At 67.6% G+C, this 25718-nt stretch carries 24 protein-coding genes, 1 pseudogene and 1 riboswitch; of the genes and pseudogenes, 9 read left to right on the top strand and 16 right to left on the bottom strand.

Annotation, left to right across the window (positions count from 1 at the left end):
* Window positions 1–33: 33 nt before the first annotated feature.
* The 6 genes from ACZ7PG_RS21230 to dacB form a co-directional block, all read right to left on the bottom strand.
* Entirely contained in the window at window positions 34–1437 is a 1404-nt protein-coding gene (locus ACZ7PG_RS21230; RefSeq protein ID WP_470240713.1) for a hypothetical protein, read from the bottom strand.
* A 22-nt stretch (window positions 1438–1459) separates the two neighbouring features.
* Window positions 1460–1825 carry a hypothetical protein gene (locus ACZ7PG_RS21225; protein ID WP_285477115.1) on the bottom strand — a complete coding sequence of 122 codons (366 nt, stop codon included), beginning with the start codon at window positions 1823–1825 and terminating at the stop codon, window positions 1460–1462.
* Window positions 1826–1982: 157 nt separating this feature from the next.
* The gene (gene hpt / locus ACZ7PG_RS21220) at window positions 1983–2534 is read right to left on the bottom strand and encodes a hypoxanthine phosphoribosyltransferase (protein WP_072475819.1); all 552 of its coding nucleotides are present in this window, start codon (window positions 2532–2534) and stop codon (window positions 1983–1985) included.
* Between the two features lie 3 nt (window positions 2535–2537).
* Complete coding sequence (gene tilS / locus ACZ7PG_RS21215) at window positions 2538–3497, bottom strand: tRNA lysidine(34) synthetase TilS (protein ID WP_470240712.1); 960 nt, start codon at window positions 3495–3497, stop codon at window positions 2538–2540.
* Complete coding sequence (locus ACZ7PG_RS21210) at window positions 3494–4504, bottom strand: zinc-dependent metalloprotease (protein ID WP_470240830.1); 1011 nt, start codon at window positions 4502–4504, stop codon at window positions 3494–3496. Before ACZ7PG_RS21210 ends, tilS begins: the two co-directional genes overlap by 4 nt.
* 102 nt (window positions 4505–4606) lie before the next feature.
* Entirely contained in the window at window positions 4607–6949 is a 2343-nt protein-coding gene (dacB, locus tag ACZ7PG_RS21205) for a D-alanyl-D-alanine carboxypeptidase/D-alanyl-D-alanine endopeptidase (RefSeq protein WP_470240711.1), read from the bottom strand.
* Between the two features lie 176 nt (window positions 6950–7125).
* Between dacB and ACZ7PG_RS21200 the strand changes: the two genes are divergently transcribed.
* Complete coding sequence (locus ACZ7PG_RS21200) at window positions 7126–7644, top strand: inorganic diphosphatase (protein WP_470240710.1); 519 nt, start codon at window positions 7126–7128, stop codon at window positions 7642–7644.
* Between the two features lie 54 nt (window positions 7645–7698).
* Here the strand turns inward: ACZ7PG_RS21200 and ACZ7PG_RS21195 are convergent, their stop codons facing one another.
* The 7 genes from ACZ7PG_RS21195 to ACZ7PG_RS21165 form a co-directional block, all read right to left on the bottom strand.
* Window positions 7699–9354 (bottom strand): MDR family MFS transporter, encoded by a 1656-nt coding sequence (locus tag ACZ7PG_RS21195; protein WP_470240709.1) that lies wholly within the window; start codon window positions 9352–9354, stop codon window positions 7699–7701.
* 181 nt (window positions 9355–9535) lie between these two features.
* A complete protein-coding gene (locus ACZ7PG_RS21190) occupies window positions 9536–10804 on the bottom strand; it encodes a serine hydroxymethyltransferase (RefSeq protein WP_470240708.1) in 1269 nt (422 codons plus the stop codon).
* 21 nt (window positions 10805–10825) lie between these two features.
* Window positions 10826–10910, bottom strand: a riboswitch (ZMP/ZTP riboswitch).
* 6 nt (window positions 10911–10916) lie between these two features.
* Entirely contained in the window at window positions 10917–11321 is a 405-nt protein-coding gene (locus tag ACZ7PG_RS21185) for a hypothetical protein (protein ID WP_470240707.1), read from the bottom strand.
* A gap of 1 nt (window position 11322) precedes the next feature.
* Window positions 11323–11745 (bottom strand): uL11 family ribosomal protein, encoded by a 423-nt coding sequence (locus ACZ7PG_RS21180; protein ID WP_470240706.1) that lies wholly within the window; start codon window positions 11743–11745, stop codon window positions 11323–11325.
* A gap of 39 nt (window positions 11746–11784) precedes the next feature.
* The gene (locus tag ACZ7PG_RS21175; RefSeq protein ID WP_470240705.1) at window positions 11785–12309 is read right to left on the bottom strand and encodes a gamma carbonic anhydrase family protein; all 525 of its coding nucleotides are present in this window, start codon (window positions 12307–12309) and stop codon (window positions 11785–11787) included.
* Between the two features lie 28 nt (window positions 12310–12337).
* Window positions 12338–13543 (bottom strand): M14 family metallopeptidase, encoded by a 1206-nt coding sequence (locus ACZ7PG_RS21170; protein ID WP_470240829.1) that lies wholly within the window; start codon window positions 13541–13543, stop codon window positions 12338–12340.
* A 106-nt stretch (window positions 13544–13649) separates the two neighbouring features.
* Window positions 13650–14237, bottom strand: coding sequence for a TetR/AcrR family transcriptional regulator (locus ACZ7PG_RS21165; protein ID WP_470240704.1), 588 nt, complete (start codon window positions 14235–14237; stop codon window positions 13650–13652).
* A 122-nt stretch (window positions 14238–14359) separates the two neighbouring features.
* On the opposite strand from ACZ7PG_RS21165, the gene ACZ7PG_RS21160 reads away from it, so the two are divergent.
* Window positions 14360–14815: a GreA/GreB family elongation factor gene (locus ACZ7PG_RS21160; protein WP_470240703.1), complete on the top strand. Its 456-nt coding sequence runs from the start codon at window positions 14360–14362 to the stop codon at window positions 14813–14815.
* A 1910-nt stretch (window positions 14816–16725) separates the two neighbouring features.
* Window positions 16726–17055, top strand: a complete 330-nt coding sequence (locus ACZ7PG_RS21155) for a hypothetical protein (RefSeq protein WP_470240702.1) — start codon at window positions 16726–16728, stop codon at window positions 17053–17055.
* A 365-nt stretch (window positions 17056–17420) separates the two neighbouring features.
* Here the strand turns inward: ACZ7PG_RS21155 and ACZ7PG_RS21150 are convergent, their stop codons facing one another.
* Window positions 17421–17714 carry a hypothetical protein gene (locus tag ACZ7PG_RS21150; RefSeq protein WP_470240701.1) on the bottom strand — a complete coding sequence of 98 codons (294 nt, stop codon included), beginning with the start codon at window positions 17712–17714 and terminating at the stop codon, window positions 17421–17423.
* 29 nt (window positions 17715–17743) lie between these two features.
* On the opposite strand from ACZ7PG_RS21150, the gene ACZ7PG_RS21145 reads away from it, so the two are divergent.
* The 6 genes and pseudogenes from ACZ7PG_RS21145 (at window position 17744) to ACZ7PG_RS21120 (ending at window position 21481) form a co-directional block, all read left to right on the top strand.
* The gene (locus ACZ7PG_RS21145) at window positions 17744–17968 is read left to right on the top strand and encodes a hypothetical protein (RefSeq protein WP_470240700.1); all 225 of its coding nucleotides are present in this window, start codon (window positions 17744–17746) and stop codon (window positions 17966–17968) included.
* Window positions 17969–18024: 56 nt separating this feature from the next.
* A complete protein-coding gene (locus tag ACZ7PG_RS21140; protein WP_470240828.1) occupies window positions 18025–18507 on the top strand; it encodes a hypothetical protein in 483 nt (160 codons plus the stop codon).
* Window positions 18507–19433 (top strand): annotated as a pseudogene (locus tag ACZ7PG_RS21135) (DUF3631 domain-containing protein); the annotation flags it as partial. The gene ACZ7PG_RS21140 and the pseudogene ACZ7PG_RS21135, both read left to right, overlap by 1 nt.
* Window positions 19379–20065: a DUF3631 domain-containing protein gene (locus ACZ7PG_RS21130; protein ID WP_470240699.1), complete on the top strand. Its 687-nt coding sequence runs from the start codon at window positions 19379–19381 to the stop codon at window positions 20063–20065. The pseudogene ACZ7PG_RS21135 and the gene ACZ7PG_RS21130, both read left to right, overlap by 55 nt.
* Entirely contained in the window at window positions 20062–20292 is a 231-nt protein-coding gene (locus ACZ7PG_RS21125) for a helix-turn-helix domain-containing protein (protein WP_470240698.1), read from the top strand. The genes ACZ7PG_RS21130 and ACZ7PG_RS21125 overlap by 4 nt, the downstream gene beginning before the upstream one ends.
* The gene (locus tag ACZ7PG_RS21120) at window positions 20276–21481 is read left to right on the top strand and encodes a tyrosine-type recombinase/integrase (protein WP_470240697.1); all 1206 of its coding nucleotides are present in this window, start codon (window positions 20276–20278) and stop codon (window positions 21479–21481) included. Before ACZ7PG_RS21125 ends, ACZ7PG_RS21120 begins: the two co-directional genes overlap by 17 nt.
* Window positions 21482–21728: 247 nt before the next feature.
* Here ACZ7PG_RS21120 and ACZ7PG_RS21115 read toward each other — a convergent pair whose 3' ends face one another.
* The gene (locus ACZ7PG_RS21115) at window positions 21729–24029 is read right to left on the bottom strand and encodes a DGQHR domain-containing protein (RefSeq protein WP_470240696.1); all 2301 of its coding nucleotides are present in this window, start codon (window positions 24027–24029) and stop codon (window positions 21729–21731) included.
* Complete coding sequence (locus tag ACZ7PG_RS21110) at window positions 24029–24859, bottom strand: DNA adenine methylase (RefSeq protein WP_470240695.1); 831 nt, start codon at window positions 24857–24859, stop codon at window positions 24029–24031. The genes ACZ7PG_RS21115 and ACZ7PG_RS21110 overlap by 1 nt, the downstream gene beginning before the upstream one ends.
* Window positions 24860–25718: the final 859 nt, after the last annotated feature.

The following is a 25718-nucleotide window of genomic DNA, read 5'->3' as shown; positions in this document are numbered from 1 at the left end:
CCGGGCCCGCCTCGGCGTGCCCGGCCCGAAGGATCAGCGGTCTTCGTCGTCCTCGGACCACGCGCCGATGACCGGCGGCGGGGTCGCCTGGTTCGCGCCGAAGGCCGCGTCCGGGTCAGCCTCGATGAGGAACGACGCGTGCGTGTGCTCCTCGTCCTGCTCGCCCTGAGCACCCTGCGGGGCCATGCCGCCCATGCCGCCCGGGTTCATCGGCGGCGGGGTCTGCCCGCCGATGGTGCCCGCCGACGAGACGAGGCCCTGCTGCGGCGCCTGGGCCGACGCAGCGCTCTGCCCCTGGCCGTCGGCCGAGGCCAGCGACGTCTCGTTCTCCGACTTGGCGCCGGACCGGTTGCCCTTGCCCAGCGCACGGGAAGCCAGCGCGCCGAGGCCGCCGGCGGCACCGCCGAGGCCGAGACCCATGCCGATCTTGCTCAGCGGGTTGCTGCCGCTCGGCTGCCCGGCACCCGAGCCGACGTGGCCCGCACCGGTGCTCGTGCCCGCACCCGTGCCCTGGCCCGCGCCCGGGACGGAACCGTCGCCGCCGAACGCCGCCGCGTCCTGGCCGAAGCCGCCGGCCGCGGCGCCGTGGACGCCGTTCGGGCCGACGCCCGCGTGCTGCGCGTCGAACGCGCCACCGTGGCCGCCGAAGCCCGAGCCGCTGGAAGCGAACACCGCGCCGCCCGCGCCCGACAGGCCCTGAACCGGGCCCGTGCTGCCGACGCTGCTGATCCCGCTGAAGGAGATGGAGTTGTGCGTGCCCGTCGGCTTCATGCCGAGCGACTCCGGGCCGAAGCTCGGGGTCGAGCCGTCGACCTCGCTCATCGCCTGGGTGTAGGCGTTGAAGAACGCGACCTGCTGCGCCTTGACGTCGTTGGCCGCGTCCGCCTGCGCCTTCTGGTCGGCGACCAGCGCCGCCGGGCCGCCGGCCAGCGCGGCCGCCATGGCCTGCTTGGGGTCGTAGTCCTTGGGGGCCGGCATCTTCTTGACCTCGGCGGCCGCGGCGGCCTGCCGGGCGAGCCGGTCGGACATCGTGTGGGCGGCCTCGGAAGCCTGCGAGCCCGAGTTGGCGATGGCGACCAGCGCGCCCTGCGCGCCAGCGGCACCCCGGCCGACCCAGGCGTTGCCCAGCTCGGCGATCGAGTTGTACAGGTGGTCCGACGCCTGCTTCAGTTCCGTGCCGTGGTGCGTCCAGGCGTGCCCGGTCGCCTCGGCCGTGCCGGGGTCGTTGTTGTTGACCGCGCCTTCGTACAGCTGCTGGCTGGCCTGCGCGTTCCAGTTCGGCGGGTTCGCGATCGCGCGGTCGCTGCCCATGTCGAAGCCGTCGGAACGGCCGCGGGCGTCCGCGACGATGTTCTGCGACGCCGAGTTGTCGCCGAGCGGGACGATCGAGCCCGGGTCAGTAGAGCCCGACGGCTGGTCGCTGTGGTTCGGAGCCATGATTCGAAATCCCCCTCTGGGCTCAGGCGTTGCGGAACGGGTCGGCCGCGGCCTGGTCGATCTCGTGGTACCGGGACATCGCCGTGACGATGCCCTCTTCGGCGGCGGTGTACTGGTCGAGCAGGTTCTGCAGCGCGGAGGCGTAGGAGTCGTTCCCGCCGTCGGCGCGCTGGACGAACTTGGCGGCCATCGCGTTGCCGACCGGGTTGTCCCCGAGCTTCGGCGGCTGCGCGAGGGTGCCCGCACCGCTGAGCAGGGCCTCGACGGCGTCCTTGCCCGTGCGGATCTTGTTCAGCACGGTCTGCGCGGCGTCGGGGTCGATCCCGACCTGACCCGCCGCGGCCGCGGCCTTGAAGGCGTTCGCGTCGGCAGCGCTGCTGTTCGCCATCTGAGCTCTCTCCCGTTCCCCCGACCCGGTCACCGCGGGCACGAATGGTCTTCGCATAGGTTAACGCACGTGATCAGAGCCTATGACGCAATCCGCGATGCCGGGGTTCCGCAAAAGCGGTAGTTGCGGTGAACGGTCGGTGAACTCGGCCGATGCACTACGACGTGTAGACCTTCGGGTCCAGCGTCCCGATGTAGGGCAGGTCGCGGTAGCGCTCGGCGTAGTCCAGGCCGTAGCCCACGACGAACTCGTTGGGGATGTCGAACCCGATGTACTTCACCGGGACGTCCACCTTGACCGCCTCCGGCTTGCGCAGCAGCGAGACGACCTCCAGCGACGCCGGGTTCCGGCTGGCGAGGTTCTTCAGCAGCCACGACAGCGTGAGGCCGGAGTCGACGATGTCCTCGACGATCAGCACGTCCCGGCCCGCGATGTCGCGGTCGAGGTCCTTGAGGATCCGGACGACGCCGGACGACGACGTCGACGAGCCGTAGGAGGAGACGGCCATGAATTCCAGCTGCGTCGGCAGCGGCAGCGCACGGGCGAAGTCGGTCATGAACATGACCGCGCCCTTCAGGACACCCACCAGCAGGAGTTCACCCTGCCCGTTGGCCGGATAGTCGGCGGCGATCTGCGCCGACAGCTCCGTGATCTTGTCCTTGATCTGCTGCTCGGTGACGAGCACGGAGGCGATTTCGCCCTCGTACACGGGTCATTCCCCTCGGGTGGTGGGTTGGGAGGTGAGGCAGAGCCTGCCATGCGCCCGCCGCGCCTCCAAGTTGCCGGGCAACCAGACACCGCCCTGACCACGCCACCGGGCGACGAGCTCGTCGACCGCGCGGAGGTGCGCGTCGGTGAGCTCGCGCACACCCGATTGCAGCAGCCACCTGCGGATAACCCGCCGCCGGATGGCCGCCGGCTCGGCGCCGAGGATGCCGACATCCAGACCTTCGAAGCCGCCCGCGCGGGTGAAGATCATGTCCGCCATTGTGTCCAGCGCCTCACTGTCCTCGCGCAGCTGCGCGGCCGTGCGGGCGAGTGCGCCGGCGACGCCGCCGTTGAGGACGTCTTCCAGCAATGGCAGGACTTCGGTCCGCAACCGGACCCGCGTGAAGCGCGACTCGGCGTTGTGCGGGTCGTCCCAGGGTTCGACGCCGAGCTCGGCGCAGGCGGCCCGGGTGGTGGCCCGCGCGACGGCGAGCAGCGGCCGGCCCCACGGCGGGTCGTGCGGCCGCATCCCGGAGACGCTGCGGGGCCCGGAGCCGCGGCCGAGCCCGAGCAGGACCGTTTCGGCCTGGTCGTCGAGGGTGTGCCCGAGCAGGACGAGGTCGTGGCCGGCCAGCGCGCGGTAGCGGGCCTTGCGCGCGGCCGCTTCCGGGCCGCCCGGACCGGTGACGTCGGTGCGGCGCACTTCGGCTTCGTCGGCGCCGAGGGACTTCGCGGCCGCGGCGGCGTCGAGCGCGATCTTCGCCGAGCCCTCCTGCAGGCCGTGGTCGACGACCAGCGCGCGGACGCGGTGGCCGCGGTGGTGCCCGACGTACGCCGTGGCCTCGGCCAGCGCGAGGGAGTCGGCGCCGCCGGAGACCGCGACGCAGAGTTCGGACGGCGCCTCGACGGCGTCCAGGAAGGCGCGGACGGCCCGGCGGACGGCCGCGACGGCCGGCCCGGTCATCCGTGCAGGCGCCGGACCCACGCGGCCGGGTCGGCGATCTCGGCGCGCGAGGGCAGGGTGTTCGGCGACCGCCAGACGGCGTTGAACCCTTCCATGCCGACGGCGTCCACGACGTGCTTCGTGAACTTCGCGCCTTCTTCGTACTGACGGATCTTCGCGTCGACGCCGAGCAGCGCGCGCAGCAGCCGGTCGAAGACACCGCCGCCCTTGCGCCGGGCGGTGAACCGCGCGCGGATCGTGTCGACGCTCGGCACGACCCGCGGGCCGACGGCGTCCATGACGAAGTCGGCGTGGCCTTCGAGGAGCGTCGAGAGCGCCAGCAGCCGGTCGAAGACCGCGCGCTCCTTCGGCGACTGGAGCAGCTCGGCGAGGTTCAGCTTCGGACCCTGCTTGATCGCCTCGGGCAGCCGGTCGACCAGGTCGGCGAGGCCGTCGCTGCCGCCGCCGGCGAGCCCGGAGACGAGCCGCTCGACCTCGTCGGCGAAGTAGTCGCGCAGCCACGTGACCGCGGTGAACTGGAGCCGGTGGGTGCACTCGTGCAGGCAGACCCAGAGCCGGAAGTCCCGGGCCGGGACGTCCATCGCGCGTTCGGCGGCGACGACGTTCGGCGCGACCAGCAGCAGCCTGCCCTCCCGGTCGGGGCCGCCGAACGGGTCGTACTGGCCGAGCACGCGGCTGGCCAGGAAGGCGAGCACCAGCCCGGTCTGCACGCCGGCACCACCGGCCAGGATCGGCCCGAAGGGGCCGCCCTGCTGCGGCAGCGCACGCCCGGTGAGCGCGTCGAGCCCGGCGGCGGCCGAGCGCACCCAGCCGGGGCGGTCGACGACTTCGCCGGGCAGCAGCGGCAGGTCGAGGCCGAGGGTCGTCAGCTCCCGGACGTGCCCCTCGGCTTCCATGGTCAGCTCGCGCAGATCGGTGACGGCCGACTCGGCCTCTTCGCGCGGAACCTGCGGGCCGCCGCGCACCAGCAGCGCGCCGGTCTGCGCGGCGAGCGCCCAGTCGACCATGGGCCGGGTCTCGGTTTCCTGACTCACCCTTCCGACGCTACCTGCCCGGAGTGGGTTTCCGGCCACGATCTTCGTACGGTTCGGCGTCCGAGCAGTGCACGGCTACGAGCACCCGCACTTGCGCAGGCTCGTCGCGAGGGCGTCGATCGCGTCCCGGCCCGGCTGCTGGTCGGAGCCGTTGGACATGAACGCGAACACCAGCACCCGGCCGTCCTGGTCGAGGACCAGGCCGGCGAGGGTGTTGACGCCGGTGAGCGTGCCCGTCTTCGCCCGTACCCAGCCGCGCCCGGCCTGCGACGCGGCCGTCTCGAACCGCTTGTCCGCGAGCGTGCCGGACCCGCCCGCCACCGGGAGGCCGGCCAGCATCGCGCGCAGCTTCGCGGTGTTCGGGTTCTTGCCCTCCGGCGCCGCCGCGGCCGCCATGAGCTGGGTCAGCAGCTTCGCCGGGATCTTGTTCTCCCCCGAGATGCCGCTGCCGTCGGACAGCTTGACGCCGCTGGTGTCGAAGCCGTGGTCCTTGAGCACCTTGATCGTCGCCGCGGCGCCGCCGGCGAAGGTCGCCTCCTGGCCGGTCGCCAGCGCGACCTGGCGGGCGAGGGCCTCGGCGAGGACGTCGTCGGACAGCTCCATCGTGTCCGACACCAGCTCGGTCAGCGGCGCCGACTTGACCTCGGCGAGGACCTTCGCGTCCTTCGGCGCCGACGCCTGGCCGCCGCCCGAGGCGCTGAGCTTCGACGCGATCGTCGAGGCCAGCGCGCTGCCCGCGTTGGGCACGCGCATGGAGTTGTTGTTCTTGGGGTCCTGGCGCCCGGCGTCGGCCATCACCGACCCGATCTGGGTCGCGAACGTCGACGGCGCGTCGCCCGCGGCCCAGCCCGGCGCGGTCGTCGCGCCCTTGAAGAGGCTCAGGTCGACCTGCACCTTCTTCACGTTCGGGTTGGCCTTCTTCACCTGCGCGACGAGGTCGTCGACGTGCGCGGCGCCCGGGTACAGCGGCGACTCGGTGCCCAGCGGCAGCGAGGTCAGGGTGACGTCGCCACCGCCGACCAGGATCACCGTGCCCGGGTCGGCGCCCTGGACGACCTTCGTCGACAGCCGCGTGTTCGGGTCCATCGCGAGCAGCGCGGCCGCGGTGGTCAGCACCTTCGTCGTCGACGCGGGGGTCACCGCCGTCCCCGCGCTGTGGTCCCACAGCGTGGTACCGCTGACCGGGTCGACGACGCTGCCGTTGAGCTGGCCGAGCGCGCTGTTCCCGGCCGGGCCGGCCAGCACGGACTTGACGCCGTTCGCGGTCGGCGCCTGCCCGGCGGTGTCCGGGCCCTGCAGCTGGCGCGTGGCGGCGACGGGCTCCGGGCTGTCGCCCTTGGGCGCGTTCGGCGCCCACGGCAGGCCGAGGCGGTTCGACACCTTCGGCATCGCGGCGGCGATCCCGCCACCGGCCAGCACCAGCAGGACGACCACGACGAGCGCGATGATCTTGCCCTTGCGCCGATTCTTCTTCGGCGGCTCCTCGGCGGACGCGGCGGCGGGCTCGGCCGGAGGCGGCGGCGGGGGCTCCGCGGGCGGCTCGGTGCGCGGCTGCGGCTGCTGCCGGAAGGCCCCGGGGAACTGGGTGGGCCGCTCGATCCCGACGGTCGCCTCGGCGTCGAACCGCTGCCCGTCCGGCTCGATCCGCATCGGCCGGGCCAGCGACCCGGCGGACGCCGGCGGGACGACCCCGCGCGGTGGCTCCGGCGGCAACGCGGGACGGCGGTCGTCCGGCACGTCGAGGCGCTGGGCCCAAGGCTGCTGCGGGGGCTCCTCACGACGCTGCGACTCCGAGCGCTTCAGCTGCTCTTCGCGGCGCGACTGCTCCTCGCGCCACAGCTGCAGCTCTTCCCGCCAAGGCTGCGCTTCGGGCTTGTCGGGCTGGGGCTCGTCGTGACGATCCTTCTGCTCACCGGGCCAGACGTTGCGCTCGACCGGCACCACCGGCACCTTCGACGGCTCCATCGGCTGGGTGCTCTGGGTGTCCGGCTTCGCCTCGATGTACTGCGTGCTCTCCCCGGCCGGCGCGTCCGGCTTCAGCTCGGCCTTCTTCACGTCGATGTACTGGGTGCTCTCCGCGACCGGTGCCGGCTCGGGCGCCGGTTCGGGCTCGGGCTCGGCCGGTTTCGGCTTCGGCTCGCGCGAGCCGAGCCGGTCGGCCAGGTCCTGCTTGGCCGGGGGCGGCGACGGCGGCGGCTCCTCGGCGGGCACGTTCAGGCCGGGGACCAGTTCGGGCTCGACGTTCGGCGCGAACCACGATCCCTTCGGCGCCTCACTGCCTGTGACCTTGGGCACGCCGGACGGCTCCGAAGCGCTCGCCGGCGGGTCGGGCAGCGACATCGGGGTGGTCTTCCGCGCGCCCGACGACGAGCGGTCTTCGTCCGACGAAGGCCACATCGGCTGGTCGTTTTCCGGCACCCACCACTCCTTCTCACCTGCCCCAGGAGGGGCCAAGCTCACATGCCCCCGGGCCGACATCGATGCGGCCCCGAGGCAGGGCGTAGTCCACACTAGGAGACGTCAAGACAGTCGCTAAGGTTGCCGCCCGCGACGTGCGGGCACGCCCGGATCTATAAAGAAGCAGCGAGGACGCCGTGGAGTTCGACGTCACGATCGAAATCCCCAAAGGGGAGCGCAACAAGTACGAGGTCGACCACAAGACCGGCCGCATCAAGCTGGACCGGACCCTGTTCACGGCCACGCAGTACCCGGCCGACTACGGCTTCATCGACGACACCCTCGGCCAGGACGGCGACCCGCTCGACGTCATGGTGCTCGTGCAGGAGCCGACCTTCCCCGGGTGCCTGATCCGCTGCCGCGCGATCGGCATGTTCCGGATGACCGACGAGAAGGGCCCGGACGACAAGGTCATCGCCGTTCCGAGCGCCGACCCGCGCCTGGAACACCTGCGCGACATCCACCACATGAACGAGTTCCACCGGCTCGAGATCCAGCACTTCTTCGAGGTCTACAAGGACCTCGAGCCCGGCAAGAGCGTCGAAGGCTCCTCCTGGGTCGGCCGCACCGAGGCCGAGGCGGAGATCGCCCGGTCGTACGAGCGCGAGACCGACCGCCTGGCCAAGGAAGCGGCCAACGGCGGCTCGGCCCACTAGTCCGTACGGGAAAAGGCCCCCTCGGGAATCTCCCGAGGGGGCCTTTTCACGCGGTCAGTGCGCCAGGGCGAGGGCCGGAGCGCCGTCCGCTTCGGCGTCCGCGCGCTGCTCCATCGCCGACTTGTCCGAGAGCGGCTTCTCCTTGAGGAACCACACCAGGGCGAACCCGACGGTCAGGACGATCCCGCCGACCAGGAACACCGTGCTCATCGACTCGGCGAAGCCCTGCAGGATCGGCCGGGCCAGCGTCGGGTCGAGCGTCGACAGGAACGACGTGTCGTTGACGTCCAGGCCGCTCTGCATCTGCTTCGCGAACTCCGGGTGCTGCGCCAGCGCCGACACGTAGGCCGGGGTGGTCATCGCCGTGCGGATGGCGTTCGCGATCCGGTCGCCGACCGTGCCGAACAGGATGGACAGGAACACCGCGGTGCCCGCCGTGCCGCCGATCTGCCGGAAGAAGGTCGCCGCCGAGGTGGCGACGCCGATGTCCTGCGGGCGGACGTCGTTGGTCGCGGCCAGCACCAGCGTCTGCATCGAGGCGCCGAGGCCGAGGCCGATCACGAAGGCGATCACCATGACCAGGGCGAGCGAGCTGTCGACGGTGATGGTCGAGAGCGCGAACAGCGCCGCCGCCATCAGGCCGATCCCGGCCACCGCGAACATCTTGTAGCGCCCGGTCTTCGAGATCAGGCGGCCGCTGGTCAGGCTGGCGACCATGATGCCCAGCGTCAGCGGGAGCATCTGCAGGCCGGCCTGGGTCGGCGTCGCGCCCTTGACGATCTGCAGGTACAGCGGCAGCGACATCATCGCGCCGAACATCCCGGCACCCTGCACGACGGTGACCAGCGTGGCCATCCGGAACACGGGGCGCTTGAACAGGCGCAGCGGCAGCAGGGCGGCGTCGCCCATCCGGCGTTCGATCCAGACGAACGCGGCCACACCCAGCCCGCCGACGACGTACATGGCGATCGAGGCGGCGGAGCCCCAGCCCCACTCACGGCCCTGCTCGGCGACGATCAGCAGCGGCACCAGGCCGGTGGCCAGCGCGACGGCACCCCAGTAGTCGACCTTCTGGTTCACGCGGGTGTGCGGGAGGTTCAGCACCTTGGTGACGACGACCAGCGCGGCGAGCGCGATCGGGACGTTGACCAGGAAGACCCAGCGCCAGCCGGTGATGCCGGCGAAGGAGTCGACCCCGGCGAAGAAGCCGCCGACGACCGGACCCAGAACGCTCGAGACACCGAAGACGGCCATGAAGTAGCCCTGGTACTTGCTGCGCTCACGCGGCGCGGTGATGTCGGTGATGATCGCCAGCGCCAGCGACATGAGGCCACCGGCACCGAGGCCCTGGAAGGCGCGGAACGCGGCGAGCTCGTACATCGACGTCGCCATACCGCTGGCCAGCGAACCGACCAGGAACAGCGAGATGGCTGTCAGGTACATGGGCTTGCGGCCGTAGAGGTCGGACAGCTTGCCGTACAGCGGCGTCGAGAGCGTCGCGGTGATCAGGTACGCCGTGGTGGCCCAGGCCTGCAGTGACAGGCCGTGGAGCTCATCGGCGATAGTGCGCATCGACGACGAGACGATCGTCTGGTCGAGCGCGGCGAGGAACATGCCGAGCATCAGCCCGGACAGGACGGTCAGGATCTGGCGGTGGGACAGTTTGCCGTTCGTAGCGGCTGCTCCTTCCGCCGTGGTGGTGTCGCTCATGGTGGTCTCCCTCGGTCAGCCTTCGCTGTAGTTGCTTGTACCTCTCAACTACTTGCCTCGACCAAGTATTCCTCGGAAGCTTGCATGGTGCAATCAAGTTTTCTGTGAGCCGCGTCTCCCGGCTCCCGGACGCACTGAAGGCCACCTCCGACCTGCGGAAGTGGCCTTCAACGGGCGAGGATCAGGCGGAGTAACCCGGGATGGGGAACGGCGCCAGGAACTCGCGGATCTCCGCAGCGATCGTCTCCAGGGAGGAGTCGTCGGCCGCCGCGGCCGCCGTCACCGTGCGGTCGATCCACTCCGCCACCTGGGCCTGGTGCTCCGGCTTGAGGCCACGCGTGGTGATCGCGGACGTGCCGAGCCGGATGCCCGACGGGTCGAACGGCTTGCGCGGGTCGAACGGCACCGTGTTGTAGTTCAGCTCGATGCCCGCGCGGTCCAGCGCCTGCGCGGCCGGCTTGCCCGCGACCGCCTTGTTCGTCAGGTCGATCAGCAGCAGGTGGTTGTCCGTGCCGCCGGACACGAGGTCGTAGCCGCGCGCCAGCAGCGCGTCGGCCAGCGCTTTCGCGTTGGCGACGATCGTGTGCGCGTAGTCGCTGAAGTCCGGGCGCTGCGCTTCACCCAGCGCGACGGCGATCGCGGCCGTCGTGTGGTTGTGCGGGCCGCCCTGCAGGCCCGGGAACACCGCCTTGTCGACGGCCTTCGCGTGGTCCGCGTCGGAGAGGATCATCGCGCCACGCGGGCCGCGCAGGGTCTTGTGCGTCGTCGTCGTGATGACCTGCGCGTGCCCGACCGGCGACGGGTGCGCGCCACCCGCGACGAGCCCGGCGATGTGCGCGATGTCGGCGACGAGCACCGCGTCCACCTCGCGCGCGATCTCCGCGAACGCCGGGAAGTCGATCGTGCGCGGGATCGCCGTGCCGCCGGCGAAGATCAGCTTCGGGCGGTGCTGACGCGCGAGGTCGCGCACCTGGTCGAGGTCGACGCGGCCGGTCTCCTTCGCGACGCCGTAGCGCACCGGGGTGAACCACTTGCCGGTCGCGGAGACGCTCCAGCCGTGCGTGAGGTGGCCGCCGTCCGGCAGCGCCATGCCGAGCACGGTGTCGCCCGGCTGCGCGAAAGCCAGGTACACAGCAAGGTTCGCCGGAGAACCTGAGTACGGCTGGACGTTCGCGTGGTCGGCGCCGAACACGGCCTTCGCGCGCTCGATGGCGAGCTGCTCGACCTGGTCGATGAACTGCTGGCCTTCGTAGTAGCGCTTGCCCGCGTACCCCTCGGAGTACTTGTTGGTGAGCACGGTGCCGGTCGCCTCGAGCACAGCCTGCGAGACGTAGTTCTCCGACGCGATCAGGCGGATCTTGTCGTGCTGGCGCTTCGCCTCGTCCTCCACGAGCCCGGCGATGGCGGGGTCGGCGGCGGCGAGTGCGTTCAGTTTCGGCTGGTGTGTCATGGCGTACTCCGGCTCTGGAGTGGCCTTCACCCAGGCGCGCGGTGCCGGCCTCGTCGTCGCTTCCCGGTGGTGCTCCACCTCGATGGCGCCAGTCGCTGCTGCGGGAAGCAGCCTAGTCCACGGCGCTCGAGGCTCGACGGTGTTCCGCGCACCACTTGCGGGTGCAGCCCGACGTCCGGTCGCAGAACGGCCGGGCACACGTCGCGCAGCGCTTCACCCGCCGCCAGCCGCCGACCGTGACGAGCTCCGCGAGTCCCACGGCCCCGGCCGCCAGCTCGCTCTCGCTCACCGACGACGTCACGTAGACGATGCGCCACGTCGCGCCCGTGTCGACGAGCCGCGGCCGCGCACCGGCCTCCGCCAGCACGGCGTTGAGACGGCGCGCGGCCGCGTGTTCGTCGGGCAGCTGCGCGACGATCCCGCACAGCGCGACGTTCCCTTGACGCAGCAACCGTTCCGCCACCCCGAGCTCGGGGTCGAGCGCGTGGAACGGCGGCACGATCGCGTGCTTGCGCACGTCAGTCGACGACCACGACGCCCATGGACCGGGCCGTGCCCGCGATCGTGCGCATCGCCATCTCGACGTCGGCGGTGTTGAGGTCCGGCAGCTTCCGCTCGGCGATCTCCCGCAGCTGCTGCGTCGTGATCTTGCCGGCGACCTCGTGCCCCGGCCGCGCGGAACCCTTGTCCCCCAAAGCCTTCTTGATGAGGAACGCCGTCGGCGGCGTCTTGAGCCGCAGCGCGAACGAGCGGTCTTCGAACACCGACACGACCACCGGCACGATGTCGCCGCGCTGGGCCGCCGTCGCCGCGTCGTAGGCCTTCTTGATCTCGACGAGGTTGACCCCGGTCTGCCCCAGCATCTTGCCGAGGTCGACGACCGGGGCGTTGCCCGCGGCGAGTTCGAGGGTGGCCTGGTGGGTGAGTTTCTTCGGAGCCATGCCCCGAAGCTAGAGTCTCCAGTTACTGGAGAGTCAAACTCAATCCAGGGGCTTGGCGCCGGCCTTGTGCCGCCTCGCCAGGTCCTGGTAGACGGGCGCGTTGTGCTCCACCCACAGCCGCGCGGAGTCGGTGAGCGGCACGAACTTCTTGGCCGGGCTGCCCATCGCGACCACCTCGGACGGCACCTCGGTGCCCGGCGTCACGGTGGCGCCGGCCGCGACCAGCGTCCGCTCGCCGATCTTCGCGTCGTCCAGGATCGTGGAGCCGTTCCCGATCAGGGCCTGCTCGCCGACCGTGCAGTCGTGCACCAGGCACTGGTGGCCGACGGTGGCGTTCTTGCCGATCTCGCACACCTTGCCGATGTTGACGTGCACGACCGAGTTGTCCTGGATGTTGGCGCCTTCGCGCACGATGATCTTGCCGAAGTCGGCGCGCAGCACGGCGCCGTACCAGACCGAAGCGTCCTTCTCGACGACGACGTCGCCGATGAGCGTGGCGGTGGGGGCGATGAAGGCGTCCGGGTGGACCTGCGGGCTGAGCCCTTCGAACGAGAACAGAGGCATGCCCGCACCCTAAACCGCCCCCGCGCGCTCAGCCGGTGATCGCCGCGTTGATCAGGATGTCGACGGCTTTGTCGTTGCGCGTGGTCTGCGGGACGATCTGGGTGTCACGCGGGTAGAAGCCCGGGCTGCTGCCCTTCGGGTACATCTCGAAGGTGAAGCTCCAGATCTTGTGCGTCGCCCACATCCAGTCGTTGACGCTGCCGTCGGTGATGTAGAGGTCGCTGGACTGCTGCGGCGTGTAGCCGTTGGTCGCGGCCATCTGCTTGCCGAGCGTCTCGAACTTCGTCGCCTCGGCGGCGGTGAGCCCGGGCGCGGTCCGGTCGTAGGTGTAGCCGAACGGCCACAGCACGAGCTCGGAGTAGGTGTGGAAGTCGATGTGCGTCTTGATCTGCTGGACGCCGCCGACCACGCGCGAGTTCACCCAGTTCGAGACGGCCCTGGCCTCGGGTGCGGAGAACGCCGCCGTGCCGCGGTAGGTCTCACTGGACGTCGAGCCCGACGAGCCGCCGCAGCAGCCCCACTTGTAGCCCCAGTTGCGGTTGGTGTCGGTGCCGGGACCCTGGCGGTTCTTGCGCCAGCTGTGGAACGTGCCGCCGGAGATGTCGTACTCGGAGCCGTCCGGGTTGACGCTCGGGACGACCCAGATCTCGGTGCTGTCGACGAGCCGCTTGATCGCGGGATCCGTCGCGTACCCGCTGGTCAGCCGCTGCACGATGCGCAGGCACATCTCGGTGGTGAGGTGCTCGCGCGCGTGCTGGTTGCAGGTGAACAGCACCTCGGGCTCGTTCTCGTCGGTCGCGGCGTTGTCGGAGATCTTGATCAGCGACAGCGCGCGGCCTTCGTACGACGTCCCGGCGCTGCCCAGCTTCGTCAGCGACGGGTAGTTCGCGACGGCCTTCTGCAGCTCCGTCTGGGTCTCGGCGTAGGTGTGGTAGCCGGTGTAGCCGGCCGGGAAGTCCTCGACGGTCGCGGTGCCCTGCGGCCGGTTGACCGCGCCGAGCGCCTTAACGCCGAAGCCGAGCGCGCGCAGCTGAGCCGCTTCGCCCGGGTTGGCGATGACCGTCGTCGTGCCGTTCGTGCTGTCGAGGATGTCGGCGCCGGTCCGGGCGACTTCGGTCCGCAGCTGGGCCGTGCCGGTGCCGGTCACCTCGTACACCTGCGGCCCGGCGTCGGGCTGGGCGACGGCGACGCCGCCGGTCGTGAGCATCAAGAGGGCGGCCGCGGCCGCCGCCAGGCACGTTCGTGAGCGCATCACGTCTCCTGCTCTCGGGGGTCCATCGAGAGTGGCCGGAGCCGGACGTAGTGCGCAATCCGTACGTCTACGGATCTATAGGGCGTTGTTAGCCGTAGTTGGCGAAGCAGAGCGCCTCGATGTCGGCACGCAGCGTGGCGAACGGCCGCGGGCGCACCCGCTGCTGGACGACCGTGCCGAGCAGGTACGACAGCAGTGCGCGAGCCCGAGCGCGCGGGTCGTCGACGTCCAGCGGGGCGAGCAGCTCGGCCAGCAGCTCGGTGAGCGAGGTGAGCATGACGTCGATGGCCTGCGGGTGTTGCGCGCGCCCGGCCGCGATCCAGTACTCGAACCAGAGGAAGGCCGCGTTCGGGTTGGCGGCGAAGACGCTCAGGTACTCCTCGAGGACGGCGAAGAGGCGCCGACGGGGCTCGTCGTGCTTCGCGGCGACCTCGCGCAGCCCCGCGGCGAAGGCGGTGATGTGCGCGGCCATGGCGCGGTCGATGAGGACGTCGATGTCGGCGAAGTAGTAGTGGATCGCGCTCTTGGTGAGCGGTCCGGCGTCGGCGATGGCCCGCACGGTGCACCCGGCGAGGCCGTCGCGCGCGAGGACGACGCGCGCGGCTTCGACGATCTGTTCCTGCTTGGCCAGCTGGTTGGGAGAGAGCCGCTCGCTGCGACCGGGGACTGCGCTCACGGTGATTCTCGTTACCTTCTTCCTGGACGGCAGCCCCGAATCCTAGGGCAGACGTCCTGCGGATGACCTTCGGGTGAAAAACCGGATTGGCCACCCCGGTCCGCGCAGCGGACAATGCGCGCATGGTGATCTCAGGGGACAAGGGGCTCAGCTCGGCCGCGCGCAGCCAGCTGGAGAAGGAAATCGCGAACTTGCGCGCGCAACGGGCAGCACTCGCGCCGCAACCCGGCGAGCAGGAGCGCACCGGCGACGCGGCGGACCAGGCGGACGTGATCGACCGCGCGGAGTCGGCGGCCCGGCTCGACCGCCAGATAGCGGATCTGGCCGCGAAGATGGAACACGGCGGCTACGGCAACGCCCAGCTCCCCGACGGCACAACGGTGGCCCTCCGCTTCTCGGACGGCGACGAAGAGACGTTCCAGGTGGTGACGGTCCCAGGCGAGGACGCGGACGCGATCACGTCCGACAGCCCCCTGGGCCTGGCCCTGGTAGGCCGCAAGGCGGGCGACGAGATCACCTACCGAACCCCCCGAGGCGACGCCAAGGCCACGGTGCTGAAGGTAACCCCACCGAAGTAAGACCCCAGCCCCCAGCGAAGGCCGCCTCCCCGCGGGAGGCGGCCTTCGCTGTGCGGATTTGACCCATAAGGGTGGTTCCCAAGAACAAAATCCGCGCCCACAACGCGAACGTAACCACGACGGGGGGCCGGGGGCGGAGCCCGCCGGACGGGGTGCGGGGCGGAGCCCCGCAAGATACGCGAGACAAGGAAAAAGGCCCCCGCCCACTGGGGGCAAGGGCCTAGCACCTTGTCGAGCCGCCTAGGGGAATCGAACCCCTGACCTATTCATTACGAGCGGAATTCGTCACTTCTTGACCTTGACCGCAAGGCTCTGACCTGCACGTTCGAAGTCTCTAAGCGTCCGTAGACGTCCGTCGCTTGCCACCCTGATTGACACTCACTTTGACACTCAGCAGACGCCGACGGGGCCGGACCAGCGAAGGCGCACTCCCACGCGGGCCAGCGCACGGCGCGACCTGTGCAACTCGCAGATCCGATCATGACGAGGCAGCAGAGACTGGCTCGCGAGCACGACGGACCGCTTGACCCGCGCCGGCCGGCCGAAATTTGATGCGAGGACCTCTTCGTCATCAGGCCAGGGTCACGTCGCCCGTTCCGTCCGGCAAGGCAGCCGTCAGCCGGGGCGCCTATTCGGAGTTGCCGACGCGCGCGGCAAGCTCGACGTTTGGACCGCAGCGACACGCGGACCGGAGATTGCAGCTCCCGAGGCTGTCTCCTCGTGACCGGATCGCGGCAGCGTGAGCGGCGGCAAGGAGATCCTCGACACGGCCAGCGCTCCCAACTCAGAGAGCGGCGAGTGTGGCGTTGAACAGCAGGTTACCGAACAGGCCGACGCGTGCCGGTCACAGCCGAGTACCCCGGCCCGATCGTGGTGACTCCCTACGCAGCGACGCGCTCAGCGTCCTCCGGTTGACCTCTTCGAACCAGCGGCCGCGCCCAGCAGCGCAGCGAAATTCCGGCTCGACCTCGGGAAACATCCGACTCGGCCGCCGCCTCTATCGCGCGGGCAGCCGATGTACACGTCAAGTCGCCGAAGCCCAGTCGGTCCGCGATGGCCGGCGCCAAGTCGGTCGGCGTCAACAGGACACGTTACGCACCGGGGTGCTCCCCAGCGGGCGTCCGCTAGAACCACGGGCAATGTGCGCAACAGCTCGGTGGGCCTGCGGCGACGTACGCACGCCAGGCCGCGTGTGCGTTCAACGTGAATTCGAGGAGTGGCAGCAGCTCGCTGGTCTCGGACAAGTCCTAAAGGCTGGCGATGGACGCTTCCGCGGTGTTCGCCCGACGAAGTGGAGTCACGTCGACGTCGCGTAGGCGGGATTCCGACATGGCGCCGGGTAGGGGATCGACCGGCACGCCGAGCGCGGCCGCGGGTTTCCGGAGGGCGGCGGCGCGGTCCGGCGCGGCCGCCACAACAACCACTGGTTGTCGCAACGAGGTCTCGATCGCGACGCCAACGCAGGTCATCCGTTCGTCAAACGCATACGCGGGAGCGGACTGCAGGCACGACCCACCGCGAATATGTCACCCGTCCGCGCTACTTACCTACAATTCACGCTGGTTGCGATCGTCACGATGTGGACACACACTAGCGAGGCCGACTGCCTATCACGGTTCGAGCACGGTAAGCTCACATCGTTAGTCAAGCAATCACAGGCAGCTACGGAGGCGTCACTCAACGCGCCCTCTGCTGTCCTCGTGCAGAGTTGTTTTGCCTGGTCAGGGCAGGATAGTCAACCCCGACGAGAACTACATGGGCGTCAAGTTGACAGCAAGCTTGCCGCTCAGAATAGGAGCAACATTTAGGTGAAATGCAAGTCGAATTCGCTGATTTTCTGGCAATAAAAGATGCGCCCACCAGCTGCAACTGATGGGCGCACGGAACAAACCCAACAGGATGGCAATTCCATGAGCAGTTCCATGAAACATCTTAGCAGTCATCGGGGCGAAGAACCCAGTGCAAACCGACTGCGAACGCACTGGTCAGCGACCCTCGCTCGCGCGGCCGCCGCCGCATGGCGGCCACCTTCGCGACGAGGGCGCAACTCGATCGAAATGCAGCAGCCACACGTCACCGACTACATCGGTGAGGTGCACAACCTCTTCGCCGACCAGGCTGCAGCTGATCGCCTACACAAGCTAGTCCGCCTGGCTCTGTGGACCATGCTGGCGATGGTCACCATGGTCGCGATCGTTGCGATTGTGCGCCCCGAGGTGATTATCGCCCTGTTGAACTGATGGACCCACCGACCGGTGGATCCGCTACGTGGAGGGGGTGTGCGCAGCTTTCGCGCACACCCCGTGCACGGCATCAGCAGCAGGCCACGCGAGCCGCACAGGTGTTTCAATGTCGCCAAGTACGATGCGTGAGCAGCAACTGCCTGCACATCAAGAAGCCTTGATCAATCCCATCCGATCGGCCATGCCGCGGACCTCACGGGCTACGCCTTCGCGTCGAGCGCGTGCAAGCATCGTGGAGATGATCTCCCGGACGAACGGGCTAGTCCGGGTTCGGATGTGCCCCAGCTTTTCGGCTCTGACTAGTAGCACCAGAACCTCTTCATCGGGACGACGGATGCCGTAGAGCGCGCGGGCGTGTTCGATCAGGAACGTGGTGCGACGCGAGTCGATGGTGAGTTCGGCCGGATCAACGGTCGCGGCCAGCCGGGCGCTTCTGCGTGGTCGCCGCGTTCGAGGGCTGATGAGATGCGCCAGAGCACGACGTTGGCCGGGCTGAACAGCAGGAAGTTTCGGTTGCCGTACTCGACGTGCTCGGCCAAGCCGGCGGCTTCGTCGAGTGCTGCGGTGGCGTCGCCGCCCAGGACGGATTCGGTGTAGCCGGTCGTGAGGGTGAGCGCGCCGCGCACGTCATAGGCCTCGGCCGGTACGTAGTCCAAGGCGCGCTCGGCGAGCTTGGAGGCCGCTTTTGCGCGCCGAGGCCGGACAGGGCCTGCGTGCGCGCGAACTCGGCGAGGGCGATCCAGCCGGGTTCGCCGAGCCGCTGCGCTGCCTCGTGGCCGCGGTCGGCGGCGATCCAGGCAAGCTCGAACGCGCCGAGCCCCTTCGTGAGCAGGGCCGGGGTGTGGGTGGCGGTGACGAGCGAGCGGAGCGCGTCCTGCTTGTCGACATGGGTGTGCAGGGCCAGCAGTAGCTCGGGGAGCCGGGCGCCTACCTCGGCGTCACGGTTTGCCGTTCCTGGGCTGCGTGATGCAGGTCCGGCTGACCGGAGCCCGCCGACTGCTCGCCAGCATGCGCGCCGACGACTTCGGCTCGCCCATCGCCGCCCGCGTCCTCCAGCTGGTCATCGAACTGACCGGCGCGGGCCACGCACCGACCCCGATGGCCGTGATGGACCACGCCCGCGAGCGAACGGCGACCGAACCGCGGTCCGGCGGCGCGCACCGCCTGCACAGCCTCGGCCTCTGGATCGTCGAGACCTACACCGACGGCCCGATCCTGCCGCCGCCGTACTACGGCGCCTGGCTGAAAGCGGTCGTGCTCAAGAGCGCCTACCGCCGCGCCGTCCGGGAGCACGCGGCCCGCCTGGTGCAGGCCGTCGAAAACGACTCGCCGATGGACATCCTCCGCAACCAGCTCGACGACACCGAGCGCCTTGACGACCTGTGGCAGCGCTACCGCGAGGCCGGCGGCGGCGACGAACCCACCGCGCGCCTGGAGGTAGCTGCCTGATGTCCGAAATAGACGACACCTTGTCCGTGATCGACTTCGTCATCTCCGACGAGCCGGCACCCAGCTGCCAGCAGTGCGGCCGGCCGCGCGGTGACTCCCCGTCCGGCGACTTCTGCTCGGAGAACTGCCAGCGCGTCTGGCGCAGCCGCCACATCGCGGCCACGCCAGCCGAGGACGGCGGCGCCCAGCCGAGCGGCTCCTTTCCGGAGGCCGCGCCGGTCAACCCCCTGACGTGGCTCGGCCCCGCACCGGCCGGCGCCTTCGCGAAGCCGGGACACGAGGTCCTCGACGCGGTCGTGACCTTCGTGTCGCGGTTTTCGGCCTTCGCCAACGAGCACGCCGCGCCGACGCTCGCCCTCTGGTACGCCCACACCCACGTCGCCGAACGGCTCTACGTCACGCCGCGCCTCATCCTCGACTCGGCAGAACCAGGGAGCGGCAAGACACGCGTGCTGGAGGTCGCGCAGTACCTCGTCGCCAAGCCGGAGATGACGATCAGCATCACCCCGGCCGCGATCTTCCGCATGCTCGCCGACGGGCCCATGACGCTGCTGTTCGACGAGATCGACGCGGTCTTCAACCCGAAGACAGGCGGCAACAACGAAGACCTCCGTGCCCTGCTCAACGCGGGCTACAAGCGCTCGGCGACGGTGACGCGGTGCGTCGGCGACGCCAAGAGCATGAACGTCACGCGGTTCCCGGTCTACGCGCCGGTCGCGCTCGCCGGAATCGCCGGCGGCATGCCGGACACCATCACCACCAAGGCGATCACCGTGCACATGCGCAAACGCCGGTTCGACGAAGTGGTCGAGGAGTTCATCGAAGAGGACGTCGAGCGCGAGTCGGCGCCGGTGCGCGCCGAACTGGCGGAGTGGGTCGGTCGAGTCGGCGACGAGGTGAGCCGCGCGCGCCCGGAACGACCGGACGGCGTCCGCGACCGTGCGGCCGAGATCTGGCGGCCGCTACTGGCGATCGCCGACGCGGCTTGGGCCACTGGCCGGAGACCGCTCGTCGGGCATGCCGTCACTTCGTACTCGAAGCCACAGCGCAACCGGCCTCGATCGGCGTGCGGCTGCTGGCGGACATCCGGCAGATCTTCACCGCGGAGAACACCGACCGCATCGTCACCGCCGAGCTGATCCGCGAACTGCACGCCATCGAAGACGGCCCGTGGACCGACGTCCAGGGCAAGCCGCTCGACAGCCGACGTCTCGCGAAGGAACTCGACCGGTATTTGGTCCGGCCGAAGGACCTCAAGGTCAGCGGCAAGACGCTCAAGGGCTACCGCATCGACGGCGACGGCGGCCTGGCCGACGCCTGGAGCCGCTACCTCCCACCGCCCGAAACGGGCGCGACCTCCGCGACCAGCGCAACCCCGCAGGTCAGCGCCCGATCAGGCGCCGCGGAGTCGTCGACGGCTTCCGCGACCTCCGCAACCGGGGTCGCGGACGGTCGCGGCACCCAACAGCCGCTCGCACCCGTGCTGACCAGCCCAGTCGCGGAGGTCGCGGATGTCGCGCCCACAAAGCCCGACCACGACACCGAGGGGGACCGATGAACGCCGCACCCATGCCGGTCGCCGTGCCCGAACGGCACCTTTACCGGATCACCGAAGCCATGCGCCTGCTCTCGATGAGCCGCTCAGTCATCTACGAGCAGTTGCGCTCGGGGCGTCTGCGCTCGGTCAAGCAGGGGCGCGCCCGGCTCGTGCCGGCCGTCGCCATCCAGCAGTACGTCGAGTTGCTCATGCAGGAAGCGGAGGTCGGCTATGGCGAGTCGGCGTAGTCGCGGAGATGGCACGGTCTACTGGTCGGAAAGCCGTCAGCGCTGGATCGCCGAGCTGACGATCGGCTACCGGCCGAGCGGAAAGCGCATATACCGCAAAGCCAGCGGCAAGACCAAGACCGAAGCCAAAAACAAGCTCAAGGAGCTGATCCGCGATGTCGAAGAGGGCGCCGCTAACGCGTCGACCAAGTACACGGTCGAGCAAGCGGTCAACGACTGGCTCGTCAGCTACGAACGCGGCGAACGAGACCCCAACACCGTCAAGGCCGTCCGGTCGCTGGTGAACAACCACATCGTGCCCGCGATCGGCGCCCGGCCGCTGGTGAAGCTCGAAGTCGACGACGTCGAAGACTGGCTGGCCGAGAAAGCCGAAGTGCTGGTGACTTCGACCTTGCGCAACCTCCGCTCGATCCTCCGCCGGGCGATCAACCGCGCCCAGGTGCGCAAGCGGGTCCGATACAACGTGGTCCTGCTGTGCGACGAGCTGCCAGCCGGGAAGGGGACGGGGCGTCCGTCGAAGGCGCTCACGCTCGCCCAGGCCGAAGCGGTGCTCGCGGCGGCGGAGTCGTCGCCGATGCGCGCCTACATCGTGGTATCCCTGCTGACCGGCGCGCGGACCGAGGAGATGCGCCCGCTCACCTGGGACCACGTGGATCTCCTGGGCACGCCGGACGCGACGCCGGCGATCCCGCCGAACGTCAAGGTATGGCGTTCGGTCCGCGCCCGCGGCGAGACGAAGACACGGAAGTCCCGGCGCACGCTCGCGCTTCCTGAACGAGCCGTGAAGGCGCTAGAGGCGCACCGGGAAGCCCAACTGGCGGTCAAGGCGGTCGCGGGTGACGACTGGCGTGAACAGGGACTCGTGTTCGCAACCAACGTCGGCACCGAGCGGGACGTCAACAACGTCCGACGAGACTTCCGGCGGGTAATCAAGGCGGCCGGGCTCAACCCGGCCCAGTGGACGCCCCGCGAGCTGCGACACAGCTTCGTCTCGATCCTCTCGGTCGGCGGGATGCCGATCGAGGAAATCTCGCGGCTGGTCGGGCACAGCAGCACCGCTGTCACGGAGCTGGTCTACCGAACGCAGATCAGGCCGGTGGTCGAGTCCGGCGCGACTGCAATGGACCGGCTTTCCCCGCGACGGACGAGCCTGCGTGACTTCCGTCGACCACTAATCAGGGTGTCTTAGCCGCTCACCCGACGAGGCAGGCTCCGCCCGACCAGCTGGTGGGGCCTGCCTTGTTATCCGACTCAGTCCAGGACCGACTGATTCGCCTTCGAGCAGTCCCTAGCGTTGCTGTCGGTCTGGAACACGCTGCCGCGGCGCTCTGGCGCGAGGACCTGCTCGGTCGTGATCGGCAGACTCTGCGCCGAGGAAAGCGGCGTCACGTGGCCACGCAAACATGCGCCTGTGGCGTTCTGATCTGGTTGTCACGCTACAAGTCGTTGTCGGCTTGCCCCTTGACCAGCCAGGTCGACAGAGTGACCAAGAAGTTGTGGCCATCGGCCGTGATGGAGCGGCCGTGAGCGATGTCATTACGGAGTTCGTTCAGACGCTGGAGCCAGGCGGTCCGTTGCTTCCATGTTCCTGACATGTTCTCGTCGCCAGGCCGCGTGTATCGCTTCTCAAATCGACGTTTCCAGAGGTCATTGTTCTGTTGGAGGATCGTCTGGTAATCAATGAGATAGAGGCAGTCCCAAGGCTCGAGCTCGACCTCCCCGTCAAGCCGGTCGGCATTCTTCTCGACGGCTCGAATTCCAGCGTCTGTCCGAATTTTCCTCGGAACCCCAAGCCTAAACCACTGCGATCCGTGCTCGTCCTGCAGTCGCTGCCGGATGTCGACCTTTAGAAAGTGTTCAATAGAGCTGATCATTTCGAAGGACTCGGTGTTGAACTGCTTCTCCTCGCTTTCCAGATACTCAGAGAGGCCCGGAGGATCGAAGTCTTGTCGCTTAGCTTGAATCGCCAACTGGAGCTTCCGCCAATACTTGGTGCCAGCCCCAGAGCCGTAAAGTCCTCGATACTCCTTACCTTCGGCCGGACTCAGCGCTGATAGCATGTCAATCATAGGATCTAAGTAGTACTGAGCCTCAGAAAATAGGACACTAGACACCATCTGACGTGGATTATAATTGTTCTTCGAAACCAGATGGTCGACAATGTCGCCAAATATACGGATCAGAGACTCGATGCCATTATTGATAAACAGAAATCCACCTTCGGCACTCCCGAGGCGAAATTGCAAATCTAGGTGTTCACACACATAGGAAAAGCACTGCGAGAGGTAGTCCGACAGCGGGCCCAGAGTGGCGTCGTTGGAGCCACGATAGAAGGTTCCTAATTCCCGAACTTCAGTCTTCGTAAACGAACCCAGGAAATTTGCTCTTTCTAGACCACGACTAACCGCATCGATTGTGATGCATCGAGTAGCGGTTCTACTGTTCTCCCCGATCAAAATCCGACCGTAGAGCGGCGACGTTTTAGACTCGGCCAGATGCTGAGCGATCTGCAGCTTCAGCGCTCTTATCTGCTCACGCCGATCTGCCGACTCCGATAGCAGATCAGCATTTAGGGTATTGCGGAGGTTTTTCGGGACCGCCTGCTGGTTTTCATTTATCTGCATGAATAGTCGAACCTGGTCCGCGCGCTCAAGGTCTACGAACGCCACTACGGGGATGAGGTCATTGCCCGCCCGAGGACTATCAGCATATCCGTACAACCGATGCTGACCGTCGATGATATATGCCGCACGATACGTCTGCGGCAGGTGCAGGACTCCCGCCCTGGTGTCTCCCAGGCGCCGAGGGAAAGCGTCAAATTGAAGACCGCGTCGACCAGTGTCAAGACTAAGGATGAGCGAGTTTGGAAAGTAGCCGCCAGATTCTACAAAAGCAGAAACGTTTTTCAACCGAGCTTTCTTTATAAGGCGTTGGTACGTCGGCATAAGGTTCGTATTTGCCCTATTTCTGTGCAGAATGTAAGCGAGCTTAAGTAGCCTCTCAGGCTCAATAGAGAACGAGTAGTACTTGTGCCCACCCATCTTGGCCTCGATTGCCACTACCTCGGCGTCGAGGTTCGGAATCCTGGTGCCCGCGAACAAGCTACCCAAGAGTTGGTAGCGCGCAGCCCGACCAAGGTGCTCAGCAAGCTCGATGTAATAGTCGATTACATCATCATCCATGTGGATCACATCGGCCGCCGCAATTCGCTCTGCGGTCTGCATGGAGACGCCGATGTTATTAGTTGCCAAGATGAATTTGACCTTGTGACTGGCGAATTCTTTCTTGACTTCTCTTAGAATACCTGCACGCTGTTCATGTATCGCCTCGATCTCCTTCTTCAACTGGAGAGTCCGGACAGCCTCTAAAGACCTGCATTCCACCAGCAGCAGGACATCTTCGTCCGCCGCAAAGACATTCACTTGCCGTATCTGTCTATCCGTATCGCCGTACCGGATATCCAAATGACGGCCCTTGTTAATTAGTTTGAAATCGAGCTTCGCAAACGCCGCCCAGACGCGATCCTCAAAAGCAATATCGTGCGGCTTCGGCTTCCGCATTCGAACGCTTCGACTGAGTCGCTTGTCTACGACCCAGCCATCCGCTTCGAAGTCCGGGATCTGCTTCGGCTGGACGGTCCGGAAGAGATAGGGCGACATTCGCCTGCGAATCTCGGCGGGAATACTTCTTGTCGGCAGCAGAGAGTCACGTATCGACCCACTAGGCGGTTCGGACATCATCGCATCGTCAGATTCGTGAAAAGGAACTCAGTAGCAACGCCGCGCGCAGCCATAAGACCCCCAATGGCGTTCTTACGATTGGTTTCGTACTGCATGTCACCTTTACTGAACAACTCTGCGATCGATTGGTGAGCAGCGTTGGTCAGAATATAATACGCCCCCACGCCGCGAATCGTGTCAATTGCAGCACTGAGACGATGTTGATCCGAGAACGAAAACAGCCTGTCGTTGTACTTGATGAAGCCGTTATTATTGTGCGCGACCGTATATGGGGGGTCGAGAAAAACCAGGTCGCCCGGGCCCACGTTTCTCATTGCCACCTCAAAATCACAGGTTGCAAGGTCGGCTGATTGAAGACGGCGACTTGCGGCCCGGAGGGCCTCGATGCCTGGCGGGTTGTACCACTCACGAAACCCGTAGGGAACATTGTACTTTCCCGACAGATTTACACGATAGATCCCATTGAAGGACGCGTGGTTTAGGAAAATGAACCTAGCAGCACGGGACGCTGGCAACCTTGGCGAGGCCGCCCTTGCGGCGTAATACTGCTCCTTCGTGTTGCGATATTTTTTGAGGAAACGCCAGACTTCATCGGGCCCTTCACGAATAGTGGCGTAAGTAGCCATCAATTCCGCGTTCAGATCGGAAAGGTAGGCCTTCCCCTTCAGTTCCAGCCCGAAGAAGACTGCAGCACCACCCGCGAAGGGCTCGTGGTAGTTCTGGACCTCCGTTGCGCCCAGCAGCTCGGTGATCATCGGGATCAGCCACCGCTTACCGCCTGCCCAGCGCAGAAACGGCGGCGTAGGCGACAGCTGCTCATCGATCATAGTGGGCATGCTAACCCAGCCATTGTCGCCGGATGAATAGACCGTGCGGCGCCTGATGCGATCGTTAACCATATGGCGCAAGAACCAGACCAGAGTCGTGTCGTAGTGGCGGGGCGGCCACAAGCCACGACCCGCACCGCAACCAGGCGGTCAACCAGGCACTCCAGTTGCACTCATCGACTAGCCACATCCGAGCTACCAGTTCCGGCAAGGTGCGGCCGTCCTCGCCACTGCCGGCTCTGTCTCCTGTCTTGAACTCGACCAGGGCCACCTCACCCGAGGATATGAGCCCGACCAGGTTGATGCCGCCAGACGCCAAAAGGTCTCTCGGCGCCTGCTACCTGCGCGTTCAGGCTGCTCGGTGGCCGGTGAACGATCACGACATCGACCGCCTATGCACACACTGCCGTCCTCGCGCCGGCACAATGAACCCGCGGACCGGTTACCTACAGCATGCGTAGTTAGTTGACGATCACTGGCCATTTTCGGGCAAAGAACTGGACAGACTCAGCGTCGATATTGTTGCTATTGGTCCATTCGGATGAATCTGCGCTCGAACTGATGCGCGAGCGGAGGGATCGACAAGTTGACGTTTGACGACACAACGGATGCAACTTCGTGCCTGCCAGCCATCTCGAAGACCTACCCGTCCGGCGAGGCATCTCTTGTTCGGAGGGATGTCATCGGCCCAGCAGGCCGGTGGTCGCAGGCTGCGGCACAGCACAGTACTCAGCGACTTGGAAGGTGCCGCCTCGAACAACTGAAGACGCCTGGCGAATTGACCACGACGCCGGAGCGCTCGTGCAGAGCCTTCTCGCCTGGCCCGTGGGCAAACTGGTTGGCAGCGCCGCTGAGTTAC

This window comes from Amycolatopsis sp. NPDC114504, assembly GCF_055633595.1.
The sequence above is the reverse complement of the archived record's forward strand: the minus strand, read 5'-3'. Positions and strand labels throughout refer to the sequence as shown.

What these genes read in the sequence shown, in the direction of transcription:
- ACZ7PG_RS21175 (WP_470240705.1), bottom strand. Translation starts at nt 12,309, where the DNA reads ATGCCTCTGTTCTCGTTCGAAGGGCTCAGCCCGCAGGTCCACCCGGAC.
- ACZ7PG_RS21210 (WP_470240830.1), bottom strand. Translation starts at nt 4,504, where the DNA reads ATGGTCGACTGGGCGCTCGCCGCGCAGACCGGCGCGCTGCTGGTGCGC.
- ACZ7PG_RS21125 (WP_470240698.1), top strand. Translation starts at nt 20,062, where the DNA reads ATGAACGCCGCACCCATGCCGGTCGCCGTGCCCGAACGGCACCTTTAC.
- ACZ7PG_RS21230 (WP_470240713.1), bottom strand. Translation starts at nt 1,437, where the DNA reads ATGGCTCCGAACCACAGCGACCAGCCGTCGGGCTCTACTGACCCGGGC.
- ACZ7PG_RS21160 (WP_470240703.1), top strand. Translation starts at nt 14,360, where the DNA reads ATGGTGATCTCAGGGGACAAGGGGCTCAGCTCGGCCGCGCGCAGCCAG.
- ACZ7PG_RS21110 (WP_470240695.1), bottom strand. Translation starts at nt 24,859, where the DNA reads ATGATCGATGAGCAGCTGTCGCCTACGCCGCCGTTTCTGCGCTGGGCA.
- ACZ7PG_RS21140 (WP_470240828.1), top strand. Translation starts at nt 18,025, where the DNA reads ATGCAGGTCCGGCTGACCGGAGCCCGCCGACTGCTCGCCAGCATGCGC.
- ACZ7PG_RS21115 (WP_470240696.1), bottom strand. Translation starts at nt 24,029, where the DNA reads ATGTCCGAACCGCCTAGTGGGTCGATACGTGACTCTCTGCTGCCGACA.
- ACZ7PG_RS21180 (WP_470240706.1), bottom strand. Translation starts at nt 11,745, where the DNA reads ATGGCTCCGAAGAAACTCACCCACCAGGCCACCCTCGAACTCGCCGCG.
- ACZ7PG_RS21155 (WP_470240702.1), top strand. Translation starts at nt 16,726, where the DNA reads ATGAGCAGTTCCATGAAACATCTTAGCAGTCATCGGGGCGAAGAACCC.
- ACZ7PG_RS21195 (WP_470240709.1), bottom strand. Translation starts at nt 9,354, where the DNA reads ATGAGCGACACCACCACGGCGGAAGGAGCAGCCGCTACGAACGGCAAA.
- ACZ7PG_RS21225 (WP_285477115.1), bottom strand. Translation starts at nt 1,825, where the DNA reads ATGGCGAACAGCAGCGCTGCCGACGCGAACGCCTTCAAGGCCGCGGCC.
- ACZ7PG_RS21190 (WP_470240708.1), bottom strand. Translation starts at nt 10,804, where the DNA reads ATGACACACCAGCCGAAACTGAACGCACTCGCCGCCGCCGACCCCGCC.
- tilS (WP_470240712.1), bottom strand. Translation starts at nt 3,497, where the DNA reads ATGACCGGGCCGGCCGTCGCGGCCGTCCGCCGGGCCGTCCGCGCCTTC.
- ACZ7PG_RS21120 (WP_470240697.1), top strand. Translation starts at nt 20,276, where the DNA reads ATGGCGAGTCGGCGTAGTCGCGGAGATGGCACGGTCTACTGGTCGGAA.